Consider the following 21,001-nt stretch of genomic DNA (forward strand, 5'->3'; position numbering starts at 1 on the left):
GACATGAATGAAGTAAAATTATATATCAATGGAGAGATTAGGCCATCATCAACTGGTGAAATGGTTGATTCAATTGACCCTTCTAACGGTGAATTTGTAGCGAAGGTTCATATCCCTTCAACTGCAGACCTTGAAGAGGCGGTACAGTCAGCAAAGACGGCCTTTTACAATAAAGAGTGGCGTGACATGACTCCTGCTAAGCGAGGAGAAATTTTGTTAAAAGTTTCGGAGCTTTTGAAAGAGAGAAAAAGAGAGTTCATCGAACAAGAAATTAAAGACAGTGGATCGACTTTTAGAAAAGCCGCTGCAGACCTTCACAACACTGCAAGCTTCTTTAAAGTCATGAGTAAGGTTGCAACAAATTTCAAGTTTGAACAACTTGATGAAAAGGCCACAAGAGCTGGCTTTTCTAAGAACACTCGTCGCTATGAGCCGGTAGGTGTTTGTGCACAAATTATTCCATGGAACTTCCCTCTTGTTATGGCGGGATGGAAAATTGGGCCAATTCTAGCAACAGGTTGTACAACAGTTCTAAAATCAGCGATTGAAACTCCAGTAACAGCAATGATGCTTGCACAAGTTCTTATTGATGCTGGTGTGCCAAAAGGTGTTGTTAATATCGTAACTGGTGGGGCCAAAGAAGGGCAATACCTAGTTAATCACAAAGATATCTCTAAAGTTGCCTTTACTGGATCAACGGCCGTTGGACGTGAAATTCTAAAACAAAGTGCACAAGAGATTAAGAACACAACAATGGAACTTGGTGGAAAGTCTGCCAATATCGTTTTAGACGATGCTGATCTTGATATTGCGGTTGATGGTGCTTTATACGCATTCCTCTACCACTCAGGTCAAGCTTGTGACTCAGGTACTCGCCTGCTTGTTCAAGATGGGATTTATGATGAGTTCATGACAAAGTTTAAAGAGAGAATTGCTCAAATTGCTATTGGCCCAACGCCAGAGAAGACAACAGGATTTGGTCCGGTTGTTTCAGAAAAGCAATTTGATACAATCATGGGTTATATCAATAAGACAAAAGAAGAAGGTGCAAAGCTTATTTATGGTGGTGAACGTATCACTGATGGTGACTTTGCCAAGGGTTATTATATCCAACCAACAGCATTTGAGATCACTCCTGATAATACAATTTGGCATGAAGAAATTTTCGGTCCAGTTGTTGGAATCACAAAATTTTCAACGCAAGAAGAAGCAATCTCTTTAGCAAATAATTCAATTTACGGACTTGCAGGTGCTGTATGGTCAAAGAATGAAGAGCGTGCGCTTAATATTGCAAAAGAAGTTGAAGCAGGAACTGTATGGATTAATGAGTATCACCTACTTAATCCAGGAATGCCATTTGGAGGCTTTAAGCAATCTGGTGTTGGACGTGAAATGGGAGAAGAAGGTATCAAGGCCTACCTTGAAGTGAAACACCTATGGGAATCTGACTGCAATACTCGAGAAGGGAAAATGTGGTTTGATGCACTATTCTAGATAGATAATAAAAAAGGCCTTCGTCATGAAGGCCTTTTTTTTTATTAGTATAATACTTTAAGAGCAATATCACCAAAGTCATCATAGATTGAGAATGATTTCTCTAAATGACTTTCTCTAAATACAATATCGAGATTAGCATCAATACAAGTCGTGATAAAGTCACGTCCATAAATTTCATAACTACGATTTAGGTAAGGTTGAAATTCACAAATCCTAACCCTTGGGTACTGATAAGGAATACTTTCATAACTTAGAGCAAAGAACTCACGGTAGCGAATGTAATTATCACCAATTCCTGCAAGCCTAGAAAAAACATGATCAATTCGACGATTATTAAATCTAAATAAGTCAGCTAATTGCTTAGAGTGCTGTGCTGTACCAGGGCGATAAACAGGATCATTACAGTAGCTAGCTTCTTCACCACCCTCATCATCAAGGTTAAATGTTTTCAAGATACATTTAATTGGTGTTGCTAGAGTAAGAGTAGATCCTTTTCTTCCGTGCATAAATCGTCTAAAGGTCTTATCTTCATTAATCGATCCATGAACAAGCCCAAGAACATCTCCTGTTCTTGTATCAACAACTCCACCACCCATTGAATCATCGCGGATATTACAATTCTTCATAGCAACTGCTGAAGAATCATCATTATTACTTGGAAAGAGAACATTATTATTTGTCTTTCGACAGTTATATCTCATGCGGTTAAGTTCATAACCAGTATTATCAAGCTTCTTCTTAATGAACCATAATTGGTAGTAACTAAAGTCACTCATCTTATTATCTGAAATTTCAGCATAGTTTCCAGGAATCACTTCTTTAAATTTGATCGTAGTGAAATTTCCATTATAAGTTTTTTCTTCGTTGAATTGTGATTGGCCAGCAAGAATTTCACCACACTGATATACTCGGCCATTTGTTGTCTTTGCTGCAATAGAACTACATTTTGCCTCGGCCACGCAATGTGATGGAACAACCATATGCTGTTCATCGGCCATATAACCAGTACAGTATGTTGGGAACTCACCTGCGCTATTGATAAAGAGAATGAATGAGTCAGTACACTGTCCCTCTTCGAAACAGTCGAACTTAACCTTCGTTGAGGTCTCTAATTTCGAGGTCTGTCTCGTCACATTCTTTTTAGCACCATCATCTCCGCCAGGAGTTCCACATGAACATAGAACAAGAAGAGAGATAGTTATAAGTGTTAATGCCTTAAGCAAAGTCCGTCTCCAAAAACTTCATTTAGTCCGATTTTTTACCATAAATAGGATTTTCAATAATGATATTGTAATTTATTCAAGAATCCTCGACACACAGTGGCGAAATCGACGATTTTAACGTATTCTTGTTAAATATGATGATCGTAAGTGCATGCTTGGCCGGTAAGAAGTGTCGATATGACGGTGAGCACAAAAAACAACAACTTATAAGTGACCTAGTTGCTCAAGGCAAGGCCATCGCTGTATGCCCAGAAGAGCTTGGAGGACTTCCCACTCCTCGTCCACCAGCAGAAAATGTTGATGGAAAGCTCATTACAATTGACGGAGAAGACGTCAGTGTCAACTATGAACTAGGTGCCCAGAGATCTTTAGAGATAGCATTGGAAAACTCATGTACCAAGGCCCTCTTAAAATCAAAGTCACCAATGTGTGGAGCAGGTCTTGTCTACGATGGAAGTTTTGCTGGTAACCTCATCGAAGGTGATGGTGAGTTTACAAAGAAGCTAAAAGAGAACGGTATCCAAGTTCAAGCAATCGACTAATCCAAAGTTTTCATACATCTAACAAAGCTGTAACAACTCAATTACAAAATCAATTAAGATAGACCTACTAGAGCACTAGGAGGGTCTAGATGAATGAATTAGAACTAAAGAAATTTCAAGCAAGAAATTTACAAGGACGAATGAAGCACCTTAGTCATCAACTTGAATACTTAAAAGTTAATCCTGAAGACTGGGAGAATTTTCAATCAATCATTAATATGAAGTTTAATCATCTTATCAATGATTCAATTTCACTTGGAAGCGTTGAGGCGGCAAACTACCTTGCTCTCTTACAAAACCATTTAAATGAAAATTTTAATAGTGAGACGATCACAATCGTAAAAGATCAATTTGATGAAGTTCTTGATGCCTTGGATGGCCTTGGGGTTGAGCTTTTAATTAACTCAGAGATTCAATCAGAATTTACTCACTAGGTGGATGGCAAGTAAATAAGCCCCGCATTCGCGGGGCCATCCTTTTGCAGTAATTATTGTGGTTTTAATTAACCAATTAGTTTTAGAGCTGCAGCACCTTGAGAATTAGACTGAGCAAGTACTGAAGAACCAGCGTTAACAAGAATATCATTCTTAGCTTTCTTCGCTGTCTCAGCTGCGTAGTCAGTGTCTCTGATACGAGAGTTCGCTGCACTTAAGTTTTCTGAACTGATTTGTAGGTTGTTAATTGTAGAATTTAATCTATTTTGCTTAGCACCTAGCTCAGCTCTTTGTCCTGCAATACTTTCAATTGCAGTGTCTAGGTTTGCAAGTGCAGATTGAGCACCTTCTTTTGATCCAACTTCTAGATCAGCAACACCTAGGTTTTCAAGAGAAGAATTCAGAACATTCGTATCAAATTGAATTCTATCTTGGAAATCATCATTATTAATACCGATTTGGATATCAAACTTATCACCAGTTCCAGTTAGAAGTTTCTTTCCGTTAAACTCAGTAACTTCTGAAATTCTTTGGATCTCTTGCTTAAGGTTTTGATATTCAAGATCTGTAAACTGTCTCTCAGTGTCACCTACTGTGTCCGATGCAGCTTGTACAGATAGTTCTCTTAGTCTTACTAAGATGTTTGATACTTCATTCAGACCACCTTCTGCGATTTGAATCATTGAAATACCGTCACTCGCGTTTCTTTCTGCTTGATTAGTTGATCTAATTTGCCCTTTTAATTTCTCAGAAATTGCTAGACCTGCAGCATCGTCAGCTGAACGTACAATTCTTGTACCAGATGATAGTTTTTCTAATGACTTTGATTGAGCTGAATTTGATTGACCTAATGATCTTTGTGCAGCTAAAGACGTTACATTTGTGTTAATACGCATACCCATTGTGATACCTCCGTGATCTATTTCCCCCCCGTACTCAGGGTTGTCCCGACCATTGGAACAATGAGCATACTGCTCTTGTGAATTTTATTAACTTTTTAATTAAGTCTTCTGACCTAACATGAATCTTCTCGGAGGTGAAAATGAAAGCTTTAGGAAAATATTAAATTATTTTATATTTTTTTTTACATTTTCTAAAATTTAGAAAGCGTTCCAAAATCCCTAATTTTTTTAGACTCTATAATGATAAGTTTATAAATAAAATAAATAATTCACCGATAATGACCTATATGGAAGAAGGGAAACCACTCATATTTCTCGAGCCTCTTACAGAAACTGTAAAGAAGCTCAAGGAAACGATTGAAGCATCTGCGGAAGCAGAAGGTATCGAAATCTATGAAGTTGAAAATCCCGAGGAATATAATCAACTAATTCCCACGATTGGCCAGTCACTCACTATTGCCAGTAGTCCTAAGAAGACCGCCCAATGTATTCAGCCCCTAAGAAAATTCATTCATAAGAATAATGTTAAGGTGCTTTTAATTAACTCAAAATCTATCCCTCCTAAGACTTTAGAGAAGTTTAGAAAGATTGGCCTTACTGAATATATTCAAGAACCTGTTCCCGCAAAAACATTAGAATATAAAGTAAACCTTATTCTAAGGTCTCTAAAGAAAGCCGAAGAAGCCGCAGAAATGGAGCTTAAAAGTGGAGAGGAAAAGGCCCTTGCTCCTGAAAATAATTATGAAGATAAGAAAGAGGCCGAACGAAATAACAACGGTGGTCACCTAAAGGGCAATGTCGCAAAGTCTGCAGCTCAAAAAGATAATAAAGATGTCTTTGATGATAGTACCTATGCAGACTATAGCGATGGGGAGGAGATTGAAGAGCGAGGAATGTCACTAAAAGACTTAAGTGCTCATCAAAAACAAAATAACCAGGCTCCAGGTCACCTAAAAGGTTCAGTTGATAAGAACAATAAGGAAGGTGCCTCTCCAGAGATTAATTTTGAAGAGGATCTCTTTAAAAGTCTAGAGCAACAATCTAGTAAATCAAATAAAGACCTTGGTGGAAACCTGAAAGGTCAAACGTCCCCTACTTTAGATGACGTAGACAAAAATAAAGATGATTTTGGAGATGACCTTCTTAAAAGTCTCGATAATGTAAAAAAGAGTTCACAAAAATCTGATGAACTCGGTGGCCAACTAAAAGGAAGCCTAACTCCTACATTAGAAGATGTTGAAGATGATGAAACAGAAGAGGACCTTTTTAAAAGCCTTGATAGCGTAAAGAAATCATCAAATAAAGTAGATGATCTCGGTGGTGCTCTTCAAGGAAATGTCTCTCCAACATTAGATGATATTGAAGATGATAAAGATGCGGACGAGGATCTTTTTGCAAGTCTAGACAAGGTTAAGAAATCCACAAATAAAGCGGGTGATCCTGGAGGATCACTTGAAGGTAGCGTCTCCCCTACATTAGAGGATGTGGATGATGAGAAGAGTGCTGATGAAGACCTCTTTGCAAGCCTTGATAATGTAAAAAAATCTAACTTTAATGAAAAGAAGAATGCCCCGAGTTTAAAAGGCAAGATTGATCCAACACTAGATGATATTGACGATGATGACGATGGTTTTGATGACGACCTCCTAAAGACATTGGATGAGCTACAATCCAATCAAGGGATCGCTAGGCCAGGAGAGAGACTAAGCTCTAGAGGCCCAGTAAATGATGAGCTTATTGATAATGAAAAGGGCCTAGAAAGACAGCAAAAAGAAGGCGCTAAAGCAGCTGGTGCAAGAAAAGGGGCAGCACAAGAAAAAGACAATAAGAAAAGTGGCGATGAGGATCTCTTCGCTTCCCTTGATGCTCACTCGAAAGAGAAGAATAAAAGATATGATAATGTTCACAATCTTGACCTCAATAGAGGAAATGAAGAAGAACAAGACGAAGAGACAAAGGCCGGCGGCCCGAGTATTGAATATAAGAAAAAAGGTGATCTCGGAGAGCAGACTATCGACTATAGTAACCTCGACAAGCAGCCTGAGTATGATGGTGGCACTAAGGAAGAGCTTGAAATTAAGTTCGCCGAGGGCGACGATGCCCTAGCGGCCAAGAAGAAAGAAGAAGCCGAGCGCCTTGCCCTAGAACTAAAGTTACAACAGCAACAGGAAGCAAAAAGAAAACAAGAGGAAGCAAAGCAGAAGGAAATTGAGGCCGAACGTGCCAAAGCACTAGCTGAAGCGGAGGCCGAAAGGCTTCGAAATGAGCAAGAAATAGAAGAGGCCCTAGGCGCCATCTTTGTTCCCGATCCAAAAGATATGAACTTCTTTATCGAGGCCATGAATTTTGTCATTGATGGCGATGGTATCAAAAACTTCACAAATGAATATATTAATACTTTCTGCCATGGAACTGTCGTTGTCTATAATATTCAAAATGAATGCATCCTAGGTAATGAGGATGTGGATGATCGTTTTGATGCCATAAAGAATGTCTTAAAGGCCAAGAGGAAACCAAGTTGGAATGATACAACTTTTCAAAGCGAGCTTCTCTATTATCACATCCCTATTATAGAAAATGGAAAATATCATAACTTCCTCCTCTTTCTAACTTCAAAAGATGAAATTGCAAGATCTAGTGAGAATCCAAAAAGAGTCGAATTATGCCTCCAGGTCTTAAAAGGGAGCTACCTAAGTGGAGAGGATCGTGCCTTAACAAAAGTAGCATCAAAAAAGAGTGGTTCTATTTCTGAATCAGTTAGTGGACTCTTTAAAGGAATCTTTGGAGGTAAGAAATGAGAGCGTACTTCTTTATTAAATTAAGCTCCCTTAAGGATATTAAGACTTTTGCTTTCTCACTCTATGTCTATAACTTAAAAGATAAGACCTATAACCTATCTCTTAAGGCCAATACGCCTTTAACAAAAGATAGCTATGAGCTACTTCGCTATATTGAAGAGAGTAAAAAAGGCAAGATCGCTGTCAAACTATCACAAAGGATGACCTACCTCGCAACAGTGGGCGAACTTGAAGAGATTGAACCTAAGGTTATTGAGGAAACGAAACAAAAAATTGAAATACTTAAAGAGTACGAAAATATCATCGAAGAACAGAGAATTAGTGAGCATATCGCACTACCTCCTCTTCGTAGTATGGTTTCAAAGGCAATTGATAAGGATGACTTTCTTCCAGTAATCTTAAGGGCACAAAAAGAAATTATGCTTTTTTCAATCGATATTAGTCATACTGTATCCCTTGCACGTCACTTTGCAGGTGTTCATCTTAATAAAGATAATCTGACCAATCGTATTGTTGCCCTAAGCTACTTCTTTGCTAAAAAACTAATGATCGACAAGACTAATGACTTGGCAGATTTAGTTTGTGCTTCATTCTTAGCAAATATTGGCCTGACTCAAATTTCTCCTAATATCACTCACGGCAATCACACCGAAATTACGCCAGACCAAAGAGAACAATATTACAAGCACGTTAAATTCAGTCGTATGTTCATTGATCAGAGTGGAATTAAACTTAGTGACACATGTAAAAAGCTCATCGATAGTCATCACGAAAAATATGATGGCTCAGGTATGCCAGACCAAATATCACAAGCAGGTCTAAACCTTAGTAGCGAGATCCTAGAGTTTATCTCCCATATAATGGAATATAGCTACGGATTAATCACAGGAGAAAAAACATCACTAAGTAGTGTTGTCTATATGATTGATGCGGGGGCCGGCGTAAATGGCCTAAATGTTAACTATAGTGGACGAATTAGGCCTCATGTTACGAGTGTCTTAAATCTCTAGCTAAACGTTCCATATGGAAGAGTATTACGTCCCATCCAAGTATGAAGGTTTGCCTGAATCTTTACATCCTCATCACTCTTGCTATCCATCACCTCAATCTTTGCAAAAGTTAACTGAGTTGTTCCAGTCCCTTTCCCAAAATCAAGATTATACATACGAGTCCATGTTCCCGTATTGATAAATGTTTTACCGTTAGAATATGTACGGCAAATCGGCTCATGAGTGTGACCTACAATGAGAACGTCTGTATCCTCGGCCTGTTGAAGATAGTCAAAAGTTAGAGATTCATAATCTTGAAATAGTGTAAGCTCTTTAAAGAAAAGCTTAAGCCAATCACCAAAGTTATCACTTATTTTAAAAAGAAAAATTGAACGTACCATAATGAAATAGATTACATTTGCCAGCATAAATCTAAGCGTAAAGAATGTGTCGTAAATTAGCCCATTGATAAGAAATTTATTAATTGGCCTTACTGCATTAACGTGGTCACGTTCTTCCTTAAATTTATTGATAACCCTTGTGACATAGTATGATCCCCAAGGAGGATTAAAGTATCTCTTCCCCGACTCATCTTCAATAATACAATGTTCTTCATCAAAGGTGTGAGCTATCTCGTATTCATGTCCATGCTTTAACACCACTCGATCGGCCGGGCGATACTCGTCATTTAGGTGACGAATTTCAAAGCGTGAGCGAACACTCTCATCAAAACATTCTAGGACTAAATCCTGTAGTGATTTAAAGACTAGCTCAGCATCGTGATTTCCAATGATAAAAGTTATTTTCTTATTCTTTGCTTTAAGAAAATCATTAAGGCCCTGCATAACTTCTTTGTGAGCTTCAAGTATCATCTTTAGCTTCTTTAAAGAAGATTCTTCTGACCAAAACTCATCATCATAAACTTTTATATAAGGTACGGCCAAGAGATCAAAGAAGTCACCGTTAATAATTAACTCGACTTCCTTATTGGCATATTCCTCTTTACTAAAGTATTCAAGAAAGTCCACGAGCTCTTCATCATAATGAAAGTCCTCTAGATAATTTCTTACACCATCAACATACTCTCCTGCTCCTAAATGAACATCAGAAATAACAATAATGGTTTTCTTTGAATTATTTTTGCGAAGGAATCTCATACGCCGACTTACCTATATTCAAGACTACTTTTTGAAAAGCAGGGTCTAGTGGAACGAAGAAAAATTTCTTCTTAGTATTAAAATCAAATTCAACACTAACTTCCATATCAGACTTAACTGTAATAAATTTTAAATTCTTATCATACTCATCAATAAACTTCCCACGGATAGGAGTGAGAGTTTTATTCTGAACAATAACCGCGACCCTACCATTCCTCGTCTTGGCAGGAGAGATGACTTTGTAATAACTAGGCATGGCCGTCACAATAAATGCTTCGGCCCTCTCCATTCTCTGTTGAGCATAGACATCATTAGATAATAAGAAGCTAAACATAAGGGAGAAAAAGAGGCAGGTTAATTGTTTATTATTCATATTTATATTGTAACTATTTAATATTTTATCGATTATAGCTGGCAAAGCTTACCTAGTAACGGCCTAATGTACTCTGAAACTGATGTCACGAAAGTTTCGATCCGATGAAGAATGTATGATAAACGCAATAAAGAAAACATTTACAAAGAATACTGAAGAACAAAACCTACCATTAGTGGACTTTTCTGATCCAGCACACCATTGGATTGTTTCAAACCCACATATTTTCAGATTCTTTCAAGATATACTTGGCCAACTTGATGATGAGGAATGTGAAAGCTTAGCATCTTATGGACAACTCGTTTTTTTAGAAAGCCAAGGAATGTACTCAAGTGTTATCCCATCTCATGGTGATAAAACTTTTGTTCTTATCTACCCTCAATTACTCAAAATGATTCGTTCCGCAGATAATGAGATGGCCCAAGCTGTCATCTTCCACGAATTAGGACACCTCTACTATCGTCACTTTACGATGAGGTCACAGTTAAGTGAGATGACAAAACAAATTGAAGCAGATGAATTTTCTATTCGTCATGGCCATGCCCTGGGACTTTTTAATTTCTTAAAGAGCATGCCGATCACGACTGAAGTTAGCCAAAGACTAGAAATGATTCGTTTAAGAACTTAATTTCATCTCGTATCTTAGCAGCATCTTCAAAACGTAGATCTTTAGAAGCTTCTTTCATTTCAAGCTTAAGCTCAGCAATACGCTTTTTAATCTCATCAGGAGACATCGTAACTTCTTTTGGAGCGCTCTTTTTCCCCTTCTTCTTATTTCCACGAAGAGTCTCAATAACTCCACCAGATACTTCTTTTAGAATTGTCTGTGGAGTAATCCCATTGGCCTCGTTATACTCCATCTGAATCGCTCGACGTCTCTTTGTCTCGCCAATTGCACGCTCCATCGACTTCGTCGTCTGATAAGCATACATCAGAACCTTACCATCACTATTTCGAGCAGCTCGTCCGATTGTTTGAACAAGTGACCTTTCAGACCTTAAGAAACCTTCCTTATCTGCATCTAAAATAGCAACAAGTGAAACCTCAGGTATATCAAGCCCTTCCCTTAATAAGTTAATTCCCACAAGAACATCAAACTCACCAAGCCTAAGATCGCGAATAATCTCAACTCGTTCAATCGTATCAATATCACTATGGAGGTACTTAACCTTAATCCCACTACCGTGATAAAAATTAGTTAACTCTTCGGCCAACTTCTTTGTTAGTGTCGTAATTAGAACTCTTTGACCTTTTTCAATAATCTTCTTAACTTCAACTAAAAGGTCATCAACCTGATTAGTTGCATCCCTTACTTCAATGATGGGATCAAGAAGACCAGTTGGCCTAATAATCTGCTCAACAAACTCTCCATGTGTTCTCTCCAACTCATAATTTCCCGGAGTCGCAGACACATAAAGAATATCGTCTAGTTTAGTTTTAAACTCTTCAAAGTTAAGAGGACGGTTATCAAGAGCAGAAGGAAGTCTAAATCCATAATCAACAAGATTCATCTTTCTTGCTCTATCTCCCCTATACATACCACCAACCTGAGGAACAGTGATATGGGACTCATCAATGATCATAAGAAAGTCTTTTCTAAAGAAATCAATAAGAGTCGGAGGAGGATCTCCCGGCTCACTTCCAGTCATGTGACGAGAGTAGTTTTCGATCCCTGAGCAAAAGCCCATCTCCTCTAGCATCTCAATATCCAGAAGAGTTCTCTGCTCAAGTCTTTGCTTCTCAACTAATTTATTCTTCTTCTCTAAATCCTGTAGTGTTTCTCGAAGCTCTACTTTAATTGTTTTTAAAGCATGCTCCATTCGCTCTTCACCAACGACATAGTGAGACTTTGGATAGATTGTCACTTTTTGAAGTGCTTGAATCTTAGTTCCCCTTAAAGGGTCAACAATTGTAATACTTTCGATTTCATCATCAAAGAATTCGATTCGTACAACATTTGAATCCTCGTGGGCCGGAAAAACTTCAACGATATCACCACGTACACGAAAACAACCACGAACAAAGTCGATATCATTTCTTTCGTACTGAATGGCCACAAGTGACTTTAAGAATTCATCACGATCTCTCTCATCACCGACAAAGAGAGTCTCCCTCATATTTGCATACTCATCAGGAGAACCAATCCCATAAATACAACTCACAGATGAAATGATGATGACATCATCTCTCTCTAATAGTGAACGAGTTGCAGAGTGGCGAAGCTTATCAATCTCATCGTTTACTGATGAGTCTTTTTCAATATATGTATCACTACCAGGAACATAGGCTTCTGGTTGATAGTAGTCATAGTAAGAAACAAAGTATTCAACAGCATTATCGGGAAAGAACTCACGAAACTCAGCATAGAGCTGTGCTGCAAGTGTTTTATTATGAGCAAGAATAAGAGTTTTCTTTCCAAGCTTTTGAATAACATTGGCCATGGTAAATGTTTTTCCAGAACCTGTTACTCCAAGTAATGTTTGCTCTTTAGTCCCACTAGATAACTTTTCAACAATTGTTTTAATCGCCTCAGGCTGATCTCCACAAGGCTTAAACTTTGATTTTAAATTAAATACATTTTCACTCATGTGCCTATTTTATCTCATTATCTTAGTTTAAAACAGTGAAATTGAGGTATCATTAATATAACCAAGTTAGATTTTGTAAACTCGATAGAAAGTTTATATGATAGTCAAAATACGAATTGTTATTAGGATTAAAAATGAGTGTAGGTGAAACACCTAAAGGTGAGAAAAGAAAGACCGCGATCATTGAAACAGCAATTGATCAGATGGCGCAGAAAGGTATTGATGGTGCATCCTTTCAAAAAATTGCTAATACTCTTGGAGTTAGTCAGTCTGCAGTTTTTCACTACTTTAAAAATAAGTCTCAGCTCTTTCTTGGGGTTCTTGAGTATATCGTTACAAAGAATCACGCTAGAGTCATTAACACAATTTGCGAAGAAGATACTTCTCTAACAAAATTAAAAAAACATTGTCTCGCTAATTTCCAATGGCTCATTGACCGTCCTAACGAGGCAAAAACCATTCTCTATCTATACTATCGGGCCTCAATTGATCAAAAGGTCTCACTAACTGCAGCTAACCTCATTCACACCGGTAGAAAGAGAATTATCGAGCTCGTTCGTAGTGCTCAAGAGGATGGAGAGCTCGTAAAAGACCTAAACCCAGAGCTTGCTGGTCAGGCCATTCATGAGTTTCTAACAGGTGCCATCATCCAGATATTAAGCCTTTACAATGTAATTGATCCAGAAGAAGAGGTTAAGGCCTATACAAAAAGGCTTGATACGATCATTAACCGACTAAATAGCTAAAGAATAATCCTCGAAATTCCGAATAGATATTGGTGAAGGTTTTAATATCTTGTGTATTTTCCATTCTAGTTATTCTTAGTTTTTTTCTGAGTAAGGATGAAGTTGCACGTCGTTCAATCGCAAGTGTTAATAGGCCTAATTCCTGTCTTGAGGCCATCTCTGAATTTGTTAATTTTGGAACAGATCCTAAGTATGACACAAAGACTGCACAAATCATGAGATATCTGAAAGATAAGTATAAGGGCATTAACCTTTCTTATATTCATCGTTCAGGACTAGATCGTAAGATAGAAGATGGCCATTTAGTTTTTACTACTTTAAGAGGTAATAGAAAAATTCCTCTTAATCAGCAGCATCTTATTAAGGCCGATAAAGTAAAGGCCACAACTCCCCTTTCACAGCTAAGCGATTATCATCAAAAGCAATATGAGAATAATATTTCCAAACTTTATAAGTATCAAAATGATATCAGCACGATTATTTATGAAGCTCATAAGAAAGATGAAAAAGAAGTAACCGATTATCTTCTTGGTGAATATCAACGAATCAATACTCTTATCAAATTTTACCGCGGAGAATTGGACTACGTCCCATATGCACAGCTTGGAGATAACTCTTATAAGTTACACGAACCAGTTCATGTAGACTCTCACGGCAGAATAAGAACTCTTGTCCATTTTGATAACTCGACCTCAACGAGCAATTCAATCTTTGATATTTCTGCAAATGAAAGTGAAGAGATAAGTTACCAAACGATGTTTGCAAATTTTTTAAATAGCTTAAACTACAATCAAAACTTCTTCACCGCTCAAAGAGGTGTAAAGAAAGTCCAAAGCTTTACCTATATGAATGATAATGAAGTGAAGGCATCCTTTCATATGATTGATGCTGTAAGAGATCATGAATCACGCCCTGAGCTAGTTAATACCGTTAGAGACTTTCTCTTTAATGAGTATAAGAATCGCCTAAATATTGAAGACCAAGACTTAGATAAGCTAAAAGAAATTACGGAGCAATTAGAGGGCCGAACAATCGTTCTTGCAGCAGCTCGAAACTCCTATATGAAATACTCTTTTAAAGGATATGATGACTCTGGTATTCGCTACCTTTCCAGACAAAAGGATGAAATTGATATTTCGGGAACAATTTCAATTACTCTTTCAAAAGAAGTCGATCAAAAGCTTCCTCTTGAGATCTTTACAGGCCATGAAGTAGAAAGACAAAGGGGCGAAATTATCGCAGAGATTGGACGTTTTGCTGTTGATGGTAATGATTCCATTTTCAATGCGAATGACCTCATAGCAGCAGTTACCTTTGCGGCACAAAAAGTCGAAAACCTTGATCGCATTGTCATTGAAGCGGATAAAATAAGGGCCCGATCATTTAAGCGCTGGGGCTTTAAACCAATTCATGAAAGAATCAATTACGAAGGCAACACAGAGTACATCATGGAAGTTACACCAAAAGAACTTCTAGAGAGCGTTGAAAAAAGGTATTTTGAAAGTCTGTAATTTGATGGTATCGATACAAAAAAATAAAGCGTTTGTAAGTTACCCCACAAACGCTTATTTCACACACACAACACAAGAGAATAAGTTCAAAAGAACCTTGAACTTATAAAGCTATTAATTAAAACAGCTCTCAATTTGATTTTTTACTTCAGTTTTCTCTGCCCCGTTCTTGATTGAAATCTCTTGAACAATTAAGTCTCTACACTGCTCAAGCATTTTCTTTTCACCAAACGAAAGATTCTTCTTATTCTTTAATAAGAAAAGTGATCTAAGGACATCAGCAATCTCTAAAAGTGAACCAGTCTTCACCTTTTCCATATAGTCTCTATAGCGACGGTTCCAAGTTGAATTATCAACTGTTACATCGTGATCGTTAAGAAGTTCATATACTTCACTGATCTCATTCTCGTCGACGAGTACTCTAATTCCGTCTTTGGAATTCGTAGGAACCATAACAGTCATTCCATTTGCTACAACTTTGATGATGTAGAATGAAAGGTTATGTCCTCCCACCTCGCGATCTTCGATGTCCACAATTTGTCCCACACCGTGGCCAGGGCAAACTGCGTAATCTCCAATGTTAAACATTTCTACCTCCATGGGTATTTTCTCTCCCATTGAATATACTACGACGCAGCATCAGTCTCAATGAGCCTTGTAAGATTTACATATGATCTTTGATTTTTAGACAGTTCGTTGTAGAGAGCAGGCCCTATGATTTCAATGACTTATGTTTAGAAGAATAACGGTAGAGAGGTAGCATTATTTCAAATGTCGTATTCTTCTCTTCATTAAGGTACTTGATATGGCCATTCATGGACTCAATAATCTGGGTACTAAGGGCCAAACCAATCCCCATACCGGCTTCAGGCTTGGTTGTATACATATAAGCAAAGAGCTTCTTTTGATCCTTAAGCTCAATCCCTTTTCCTGTATCAACAATATGAATGATCAGCTGATTCTCACTATTAGATTTATAGCGAATGGTAATTCGTCCCTTCTCCATCTCTTCAATTGCGTCAACAGAATTGGAAACAAAATTTGTTAGCACCTGAAGAATTTGAACTTCCTTTCCCCAAATCTGGCAACCATCGCAGTCACCTTCGATATTTAAAGCAATATTATTTGCGCTACATTTATGAATTACCAGCTCTTGTAGTTGATCAAAAAGTCGATCTACATCAATGGCACTATTGTTGAGATGATTTGAATTTTTAGAAAGAAGTTTGATCCCTTTAATAATTTGATCAATACGCTGGGCCTGATTCTTAATCATATTAAAGCGCTTCTTCTCCTCCTCATCGACCGTGTTCTTCTCTAATCTCTTCACACTCCACAGAAGCACAGTAAGCGGATTATTTATTTCATGTGCAACATTGGCCGCAAATTCACCAAGGTTTGCCAAACGATAATTATTAACGAGCTCAACATTCTTTTCTTCAAGCCTTTCATCACTTCGAATCTTAAGCACAAGAATAACGAGGAAACCGATAAGGCAGATCGTTAGCCCTGAAAAAGAAGCAACGTAGACAGCACGCTTAAAATCAAAAGAGCTAGTGATATCACCGTAAACATAAGCAGAGATCTGCCAGAACTCACTTTCAAGCTCTAGGTTTAGATCACTTAAGCGCTCTAAGATAACAATCGATTTAGCAATTTCCTTAAAGTCACTCTCCTGAAATTCATAACCATCTGTACTTTCGGCCCTGGTGAGAACTCCTTCAATGATTCCTCGAGCAGACGTGAGTATTTTATTTGCGACTTTTAAGTAGTCTTGAAACGACTTCGTCTCAAACTCATCTAAGATGAAGGCCTCACTCTTAAGAGCACTAATTTGCCCAAAGCTAGCATCAATTCTTAAATAGGCATCTTCTAGGTTCTCAATTGTTGGTGTATCTTTGAATTTAATGAGTTTTTTATGAGTATCGTGAATGGCATAGGCCACATGAAAATAAAGCCTAGCAACAACTCTTGAGTTAAAGAGTCTGTGTTCTTCCTTGTCAAAGATTCTAAGACCTGCTCCAAATCCAGCTGAAAGCATAAGGACAAGGATAATTAGAAAGCTATAGAATAAGTGCTTATTAGAAAGCTTACTAGTAGACGAATTCGATCTCATTTATCATCCAAATCCAGTCAGCTCCCTCTTCAGTAATTTTATCTTTAGCAATGACCCCTAAGCCTTTTCTTATAATTCGCATAGGGCCTAGCTCTGAATTCTGAAGCCACTTCCCATCTTGCTTATACATAATATAAGTCGTTTTCGAACGCTCGACGTTCCTTTGTATATGTACCTTATAAAGGTTAATCGCCTTAAGCTTCACAGAGGTAGCACTAGGAGCAAAGTAGACAAAGAGACTTTCTAGAGAAAGTGCCGTGACTTTAATTTTCTTATGCTGTTGATATGGGTCGAAAAAATCAAATTCGACACTTGGAATTTTTGTGAAGTAGTCGACTTTTACAACCTTATCTTCCTTATGAAGTTTTTGATTGAATATCTTAATTCTCTGCCTAGGTACTTTATTAGCAAAAGCACTTAGACTAAAAAGTGTGGCGATTAATATCAACGTTCTCATAAATAATTTTTATCACGATTAACACAATATGACCAAGTATAAAAAAGGCCCTGTCATAAACAGGGCCTTCTCTTATTATGCTTTTAAATTAAAAGATAATTAGAAACGTGGGCAAATTTCATCTTTTTCGAAGAAATAAGCAAGTTCTCTTTCTGCAGAAGCTAGAGAGTCAGAACCGTGAACAGCGTTTTCACCGATTGACTTAGCATATAGCTTTCTTAGAGTGTTTTCAGCAGCTTCAGCTGGGTTAGTTGCACCCATGATTTCTCTGTTTCTTTCAACTGCGTTTTCACCTTCTAGACACATAAGTACTACTGGTGCAGAAGTCATGAAAGCAACAAGCTCACCAAAGAATGGTCTGTCTTTGTGCTCGATATAGAAACCTTCAGCTTTCTCTTTAGAAAGGTGAGTAAGTTTAAGTGCAGCGATTCTTAGACCTTCTTCTTCGAATCTCTTAATGATGTTACCGATGTTGTTATCAAGTAGTGCGTTTGGCTTAACGATACTAAAAGTTCTTTCCATTTTAATCTCCTTAAAATTATCTTGTGGAAAAATTCCTAAATTCTTTAATTAAAGGTTCTTTAGAACCTTCTCCATTGTCTCACCAAGCTCAGCTGGAGAACGTGATACAGTTACACCACATTCTTCAAGAATTCTAAACTTAGCTTCTGCAGTATCATCTCCACCAGAGATAATTGCACCAGCGTGCCCCATTCTCTTACCTGGAGGCGCTGAAGCACCTGCGATGAAAGAAACAACTGGCTTACTCATGTTCTTTTGAATCCAACGACCTGCATCTGTTTCAGCAGAACCACCGATTTCACCGATCATGATAACTGCATCTGTATCTGGATCTTTTTCGAAAAGTTCTAGTACGTCGATGAAGTTAGTTCCGTTAACCGGGTCACCACCGATACCAACACAAGTTGATTGTCCGATATCTCTTTGAGTTAATTGGTAAACAGCTTCGTAAGTAAGAGTTCCTGAACGAGAGATAACACCAACACGACCTGGCATGTGGATGTGACCTGGCATAATTCCGATCTTACACTCACCTGGAGTGATAACACCTGGACAGTTAGGACCAATTAGTCTTGACTTTGAACCTTTAAGAGCTGCTTTTACCTTAACCATATCAAGGATAGGAATCCCTTCAGTAATAGCAATGATAAGTGGCATTTCTGCATCGATTGCTTCAAGGATTGAGTCAGCTGCGAACGGAGGTGGAACCATAATCATGGCCGCATTTGCTTCCGTCTTATTCATAGCTTCTTTAATTGTATTGAAAACAGGGAAACCTTCGTGAACTGTTCCACCTTTACCTGGAGTTACACCACCAACAAAGTTAGTACCGTAGTCTCTTGATTGTAGTGAGTGGAAAGTACCTTGCTTACCTGTAAAACCAACAGTAATTAGTTTTGTATCACGATTAATAAGAATGGCCATTACGCCTCCCCTTTTGCTGCTTCAACTGCTTTCTTAGCAGCGTCAGCTAGATCTTCAGCAGCGATAATTGCAAGATCTGATTCATTTAATATTTTCTTACCTAGAGCAACGTTTGTTCCTTCTAGACGTACTACTAATGGAACTGTTAGTTCTAGTTCTTTTGCAGCAGCAACAACACCTTCAGCAATGATGTCACATTTCATGATCCCACCAAAGATATTAACTAGAATTGCTTTTACGTTCTCATCTTGAAGAATAAGAGAGAATGCTTTTTGAACAGTTTCTTTAGTTGCTGAACCACCAACGTCAAGGAAGTTAGCTGGCTCACCACCGTGAAGCTTAATGATGTCCATTGTACCCATTGCAAGACCTGCACCGTTTACAAGACAACCAATATTTCCATCAAGCTCAATATATGCAGCACCAAATTCACTTGCCGCAAGTTCTTTTTCACTTTCTTCAGTTGGATCTCTTAGTTCTTGAACTTCTGGATGTCTGAAAAGAGCGTTTGAATCAAAGTTTAACTTTGCATCAAGTGCTAAGATATCACCTTGCTTAGTTTTTACTAATGGGTTGATCTCTGCAATTGAACAATCGTACTTCATGTATAGATCATATAGACCTTTAAAGAAGATTGAAGCTTCTTTCACTTCTTCTTTTGTCTTAAGACCAATTCCGTATGCAAGCTTTCTTGCAACAAATGGAGTAAATCCAGCTGCAGGATCGATTGCTACTTTAATAATTTTCTCTGGAGTTTTGTGAGCAACTTCTTCAATTTCAACTCCACCTTCTTCAGAGGCCATCATTGTAACTTTACCAGTTGCACGGTCTAGAACAACACCAGCATAGTACTCGTGCTCGATGTCACAACCTTCTTCGATGAAAAGAGTGTGAACTTTCTTTCCTTCTGGACCAGTTTGGTGAGTAACAAGAGTCTTACCTAGAATATCGTCAGCGTGTAAGCGAACTTCTTCGATTGACTTTGCAAGCTTAACACCACCTGCTTTACCACGCCCACCTGCGTGAATTTGAGCTTTAACAACCCAAATATTTCCACCTAATTTTTCTGCCGCAGCAACTGCTTCATCAACAGTCTTTGCAACTTCACCTCTAAGAACCTTCAGGCCCATATCTCTCATTAAACCCTTGGCCTGGTACTCATGTACGTTCATTAAAACTCCTAAGTTTTTTGTCTATGAAATATTCATGATTTTACTGGCTTATAATAGAGGGCAAGACCATATCTTTCTAGGTGAGTCGTGTCATTTTCCCCAAGTTTTTTGTGCATTAAATGATTAAGATTTAGAACATAAGAGTTATCCACAATATAACGCTCACAGTCTTGAAGCTATTTCCAAACTTTCGCACAATTATGGCATGGAAAACATACTGATTAGCCCTGGTAAATTTAGATTAGACGGTGGTGCCATGTTTGGCATTATACCAAAACCATTATGGAACAAGGTTCATCCTGCGGATGATTATAACCGCATTGACCTTGATCTCAGACTTTGGATTATTAAAGACCAAGATCGTATCATTATAACAGATACAGGAATTGGTGATTATCACGGTGAAAAGTTTGATCAACAATTTGATGTTCGCCAAGAACACTCGCCTCTCGTTAAGGCCCTTGCAGATAAGGGAATTGATTGTGCTGATGTGACAGACCTTGTGATCTCTCACCTTCACTTCGACCACGTTGGTGGAATGGTATATAAAGATGAGAATGGTGAATTTGCACCAGTCTTTCCAAATGCCACAATTCATCTTCATAAAGACCACTGGGAGTATGCACTTAATCCAACAGTAAGAGACGGTGGCTCATTCCATACGCAATATTTTAAAGAAACAATTGAGAAATTTGATAAGGCCGGACGTGTTCATTGGCTAACAGGTAAAGAAGGTGAAATTTTAAAATTAAGTGATGATAGCCTGCGCTTTAAATGCTCTTATGGCCACACCCCTCACCTTATTCATCCTTATACTAATGAATATATTTACTTGGCCGACCTTATCCCAACGTCTAATCATGTCCACGTCCCATGGGTTATGGGCTACGATATTGCTCCAGGGCAGACAACAATGGATAAGATTGAGTTTCTAAAGATGATTGTGGAGAAAGATCTTCGCGTAATCTTTGAACATGACCCAAAGTATGCCAGTGCAAAGATTACGCAAAATGAGCGCGGTAAGTATATTCCAGTTGAACTAGAGTAAAC

The 21,001-nt window shown here is 38.0% G+C and carries 20 protein-coding genes; 9 read left to right on the forward strand and 11 right to left on the reverse strand.

What is annotated here, in order from left to right; genetic code table 11:
* The first annotated feature begins 3 nt into the window (after positions 1-3).
* Positions 4-1,494: an aldehyde dehydrogenase family protein gene (locus ABMA78_RS01015; protein WP_392856175.1), complete on the forward strand. Its 1,491-nt coding sequence runs from the start codon at positions 4-6 to the stop codon at positions 1,492-1,494.
* Between the two features lie 44 nt (positions 1,495-1,538).
* On the opposite strand, the gene ABMA78_RS01020 is transcribed toward ABMA78_RS01015, so the two are convergent.
* On the reverse strand, positions 1,539-2,720 hold the full coding sequence (locus ABMA78_RS01020) for a hypothetical protein (protein ID WP_392856177.1): 1,182 nt from the start codon (positions 2,718-2,720) through the stop codon (positions 1,539-1,541).
* Positions 2,721-2,854: 134 nt separating this feature from the next.
* Between ABMA78_RS01020 and ABMA78_RS01025 the strand changes: the two genes are divergently transcribed.
* Together ABMA78_RS01025 and ABMA78_RS01030 are read left to right on the forward strand one after the other, a co-directional pair.
* Positions 2,855-3,262, forward strand: coding sequence for a DUF523 domain-containing protein (locus ABMA78_RS01025; RefSeq protein WP_392856178.1), 408 nt, complete (start codon positions 2,855-2,857; stop codon positions 3,260-3,262).
* A gap of 89 nt (positions 3,263-3,351) precedes the next feature.
* A complete protein-coding gene (locus ABMA78_RS01030; RefSeq protein ID WP_392856179.1) occupies positions 3,352-3,696 on the forward strand; it encodes a hypothetical protein in 345 nt (114 codons plus the stop codon).
* Between the two features lie 68 nt (positions 3,697-3,764).
* Here ABMA78_RS01030 and ABMA78_RS01035 read toward each other — a convergent pair whose 3' ends face one another.
* On the reverse strand, positions 3,765-4,598 hold the full coding sequence (locus tag ABMA78_RS01035; protein WP_392856180.1) for a flagellin: 834 nt from the start codon (positions 4,596-4,598) through the stop codon (positions 3,765-3,767).
* A 287-nt stretch (positions 4,599-4,885) separates the two neighbouring features.
* Here ABMA78_RS01035 and ABMA78_RS01040 point away from each other — a divergent pair, with 287 nt between their 5' ends.
* On the forward strand, positions 4,886-7,396 hold the full coding sequence (locus tag ABMA78_RS01040) for a hypothetical protein (RefSeq protein ID WP_392856183.1): 2,511 nt from the start codon (positions 4,886-4,888) through the stop codon (positions 7,394-7,396).
* Entirely contained in the window at positions 7,393-8,406 is a 1,014-nt protein-coding gene (locus tag ABMA78_RS01045; protein WP_392856185.1) for an HD domain-containing phosphohydrolase, read from the forward strand. The genes ABMA78_RS01040 and ABMA78_RS01045 overlap by 4 nt, the downstream gene beginning before the upstream one ends.
* Here the strand turns inward: ABMA78_RS01045 and ABMA78_RS01050 are convergent.
* Entirely contained in the window at positions 8,403-9,542 is a 1,140-nt protein-coding gene (locus tag ABMA78_RS01050) for a metallophosphoesterase (protein WP_392856186.1), read from the reverse strand. The two genes, ABMA78_RS01045 and ABMA78_RS01050, sit on opposite strands and share 4 nt — an antisense overlap.
* Entirely contained in the window at positions 9,520-9,915 is a 396-nt protein-coding gene (locus ABMA78_RS01055; RefSeq protein WP_392856188.1) for a hypothetical protein, read from the reverse strand. The genes ABMA78_RS01050 and ABMA78_RS01055 overlap by 23 nt, the downstream gene beginning before the upstream one ends.
* Before the next feature lie 115 nt (positions 9,916-10,030).
* On the opposite strand from ABMA78_RS01055, the gene ABMA78_RS01060 reads away from it, so the two are divergent.
* The gene (locus ABMA78_RS01060; RefSeq protein WP_392856190.1) at positions 10,031-10,543 is read left to right on the forward strand and encodes a M48 family metalloprotease; all 513 of its coding nucleotides are present in this window, start codon (positions 10,031-10,033) and stop codon (positions 10,541-10,543) included.
* Here ABMA78_RS01060 and uvrB read toward each other — a convergent pair.
* Positions 10,506-12,503, reverse strand: a complete 1,998-nt coding sequence (gene uvrB / locus ABMA78_RS01065; RefSeq protein ID WP_392856192.1) for an excinuclease ABC subunit UvrB — start codon at positions 12,501-12,503, stop codon at positions 10,506-10,508. The genes ABMA78_RS01060 and uvrB overlap by 38 nt on opposite strands.
* Positions 12,504-12,637: 134 nt before the next feature.
* Here uvrB and ABMA78_RS01070 point away from each other — a divergent pair, with 134 nt between their 5' ends.
* Together ABMA78_RS01070 and ABMA78_RS01075 are read left to right on the forward strand one after the other, a co-directional pair.
* On the forward strand, positions 12,638-13,249 hold the full coding sequence (locus ABMA78_RS01070) for a TetR/AcrR family transcriptional regulator (RefSeq protein WP_392856193.1): 612 nt from the start codon (positions 12,638-12,640) through the stop codon (positions 13,247-13,249).
* A 32-nt stretch (positions 13,250-13,281) separates the two neighbouring features.
* On the forward strand, positions 13,282-14,760 hold the full coding sequence (locus ABMA78_RS01075) for a hypothetical protein (protein WP_392856196.1): 1,479 nt from the start codon (positions 13,282-13,284) through the stop codon (positions 14,758-14,760).
* Between the two features lie 114 nt (positions 14,761-14,874).
* Here the strand turns inward: ABMA78_RS01075 and ABMA78_RS01080 are convergent, their stop codons facing one another.
* From ABMA78_RS01080 to sucC, 6 genes are all read right to left on the reverse strand, one after another.
* Positions 14,875-15,348 carry a CarD family transcriptional regulator gene (locus ABMA78_RS01080; RefSeq protein ID WP_392856197.1) on the reverse strand — a complete coding sequence of 158 codons (474 nt, stop codon included), beginning with the start codon at positions 15,346-15,348 and terminating at the stop codon, positions 14,875-14,877.
* A 124-nt stretch (positions 15,349-15,472) separates the two neighbouring features.
* Positions 15,473-16,876: a sensor histidine kinase gene (locus ABMA78_RS01085; protein ID WP_392856200.1), complete on the reverse strand. Its 1,404-nt coding sequence runs from the start codon at positions 16,874-16,876 to the stop codon at positions 15,473-15,475.
* On the reverse strand, positions 16,854-17,333 hold the full coding sequence (locus ABMA78_RS01090; RefSeq protein WP_392856202.1) for a hypothetical protein: 480 nt from the start codon (positions 17,331-17,333) through the stop codon (positions 16,854-16,856). Before ABMA78_RS01090 ends, ABMA78_RS01085 begins: the two co-directional genes overlap by 23 nt.
* 99 nt (positions 17,334-17,432) lie before the next feature.
* On the reverse strand, positions 17,433-17,861 hold the full coding sequence (ndk, locus tag ABMA78_RS01095; RefSeq protein ID WP_103216869.1) for a nucleoside-diphosphate kinase: 429 nt from the start codon (positions 17,859-17,861) through the stop codon (positions 17,433-17,435).
* 42 nt (positions 17,862-17,903) lie between these two features.
* Entirely contained in the window at positions 17,904-18,779 is an 876-nt protein-coding gene (gene sucD / locus ABMA78_RS01100) for a succinate--CoA ligase subunit alpha (RefSeq protein ID WP_021266725.1), read from the reverse strand.
* Positions 18,779-19,951, reverse strand: a complete 1,173-nt coding sequence (gene sucC, locus ABMA78_RS01105) for an ADP-forming succinate--CoA ligase subunit beta (RefSeq protein ID WP_392856207.1) — start codon at positions 19,949-19,951, stop codon at positions 18,779-18,781. Before sucC ends, sucD begins: the two co-directional genes overlap by 1 nt.
* 205 nt (positions 19,952-20,156) lie before the next feature.
* Between sucC and ABMA78_RS01110 the strand changes: the two genes are divergently transcribed.
* Positions 20,157-20,999 (forward strand): MBL fold metallo-hydrolase, encoded by an 843-nt coding sequence (locus ABMA78_RS01110; protein ID WP_392856209.1) that lies wholly within the window; start codon positions 20,157-20,159, stop codon positions 20,997-20,999.
* Positions 21,000-21,001 lie beyond the last annotated feature (2 nt).

It is taken from the genome of Halobacteriovorax sp. RZ-2, assembly GCF_043196685.1.
Taxonomy (GTDB): Bacteria; Bdellovibrionota; Bacteriovoracia; order Bacteriovoracales; family Bacteriovoracaceae; genus Halobacteriovorax_A.

Excerpts from the sequence above, each read along its gene's own strand:
- ABMA78_RS01015 (WP_392856175.1), top strand. The coding sequence starts at position 4 with ATGAATGAAGTAAAATTATATATCAATGGAGAGATTAGGCCATCATCA.
- ABMA78_RS01025 (WP_392856178.1), top strand. The coding sequence starts at position 2,855 with ATGATGATCGTAAGTGCATGCTTGGCCGGTAAGAAGTGTCGATATGAC.
- ABMA78_RS01030 (WP_392856179.1), top strand. The coding sequence starts at position 3,352 with ATGAATGAATTAGAACTAAAGAAATTTCAAGCAAGAAATTTACAAGGA.
- ABMA78_RS01035 (WP_392856180.1), bottom strand. The coding sequence starts at position 4,598 with ATGGGTATGCGTATTAACACAAATGTAACGTCTTTAGCTGCACAAAGA.
- ABMA78_RS01040 (WP_392856183.1), top strand. The coding sequence starts at position 4,886 with ATGGAAGAAGGGAAACCACTCATATTTCTCGAGCCTCTTACAGAAACT.
- ABMA78_RS01045 (WP_392856185.1), top strand. The coding sequence starts at position 7,393 with ATGAGAGCGTACTTCTTTATTAAATTAAGCTCCCTTAAGGATATTAAG.
- ABMA78_RS01050 (WP_392856186.1), bottom strand. The coding sequence starts at position 9,542 with ATGAGATTCCTTCGCAAAAATAATTCAAAGAAAACCATTATTGTTATT.
- ABMA78_RS01055 (WP_392856188.1), bottom strand. The coding sequence starts at position 9,915 with ATGAATAATAAACAATTAACCTGCCTCTTTTTCTCCCTTATGTTTAGC.
- ABMA78_RS01060 (WP_392856190.1), top strand. The coding sequence starts at position 10,031 with ATGATAAACGCAATAAAGAAAACATTTACAAAGAATACTGAAGAACAA.
- uvrB (WP_392856192.1), bottom strand. The coding sequence starts at position 12,503 with ATGAGTGAAAATGTATTTAATTTAAAATCAAAGTTTAAGCCTTGTGGA.
- ABMA78_RS01070 (WP_392856193.1), top strand. The coding sequence starts at position 12,638 with ATGAGTGTAGGTGAAACACCTAAAGGTGAGAAAAGAAAGACCGCGATC.
- ABMA78_RS01080 (WP_392856197.1), bottom strand. The coding sequence starts at position 15,348 with ATGTTTAACATTGGAGATTACGCAGTTTGCCCTGGCCACGGTGTGGGA.
- ABMA78_RS01085 (WP_392856200.1), bottom strand. The coding sequence starts at position 16,876 with ATGAGATCGAATTCGTCTACTAGTAAGCTTTCTAATAAGCACTTATTC.
- ABMA78_RS01090 (WP_392856202.1), bottom strand. The coding sequence starts at position 17,333 with ATGAGAACGTTGATATTAATCGCCACACTTTTTAGTCTAAGTGCTTTT.
- sucD (WP_021266725.1), bottom strand. The coding sequence starts at position 18,779 with ATGGCCATTCTTATTAATCGTGATACAAAACTAATTACTGTTGGTTTT.
- sucC (WP_392856207.1), bottom strand. The coding sequence starts at position 19,951 with ATGAACGTACATGAGTACCAGGCCAAGGGTTTAATGAGAGATATGGGC.
- ABMA78_RS01110 (WP_392856209.1), top strand. The coding sequence starts at position 20,157 with ATGGAAAACATACTGATTAGCCCTGGTAAATTTAGATTAGACGGTGGT.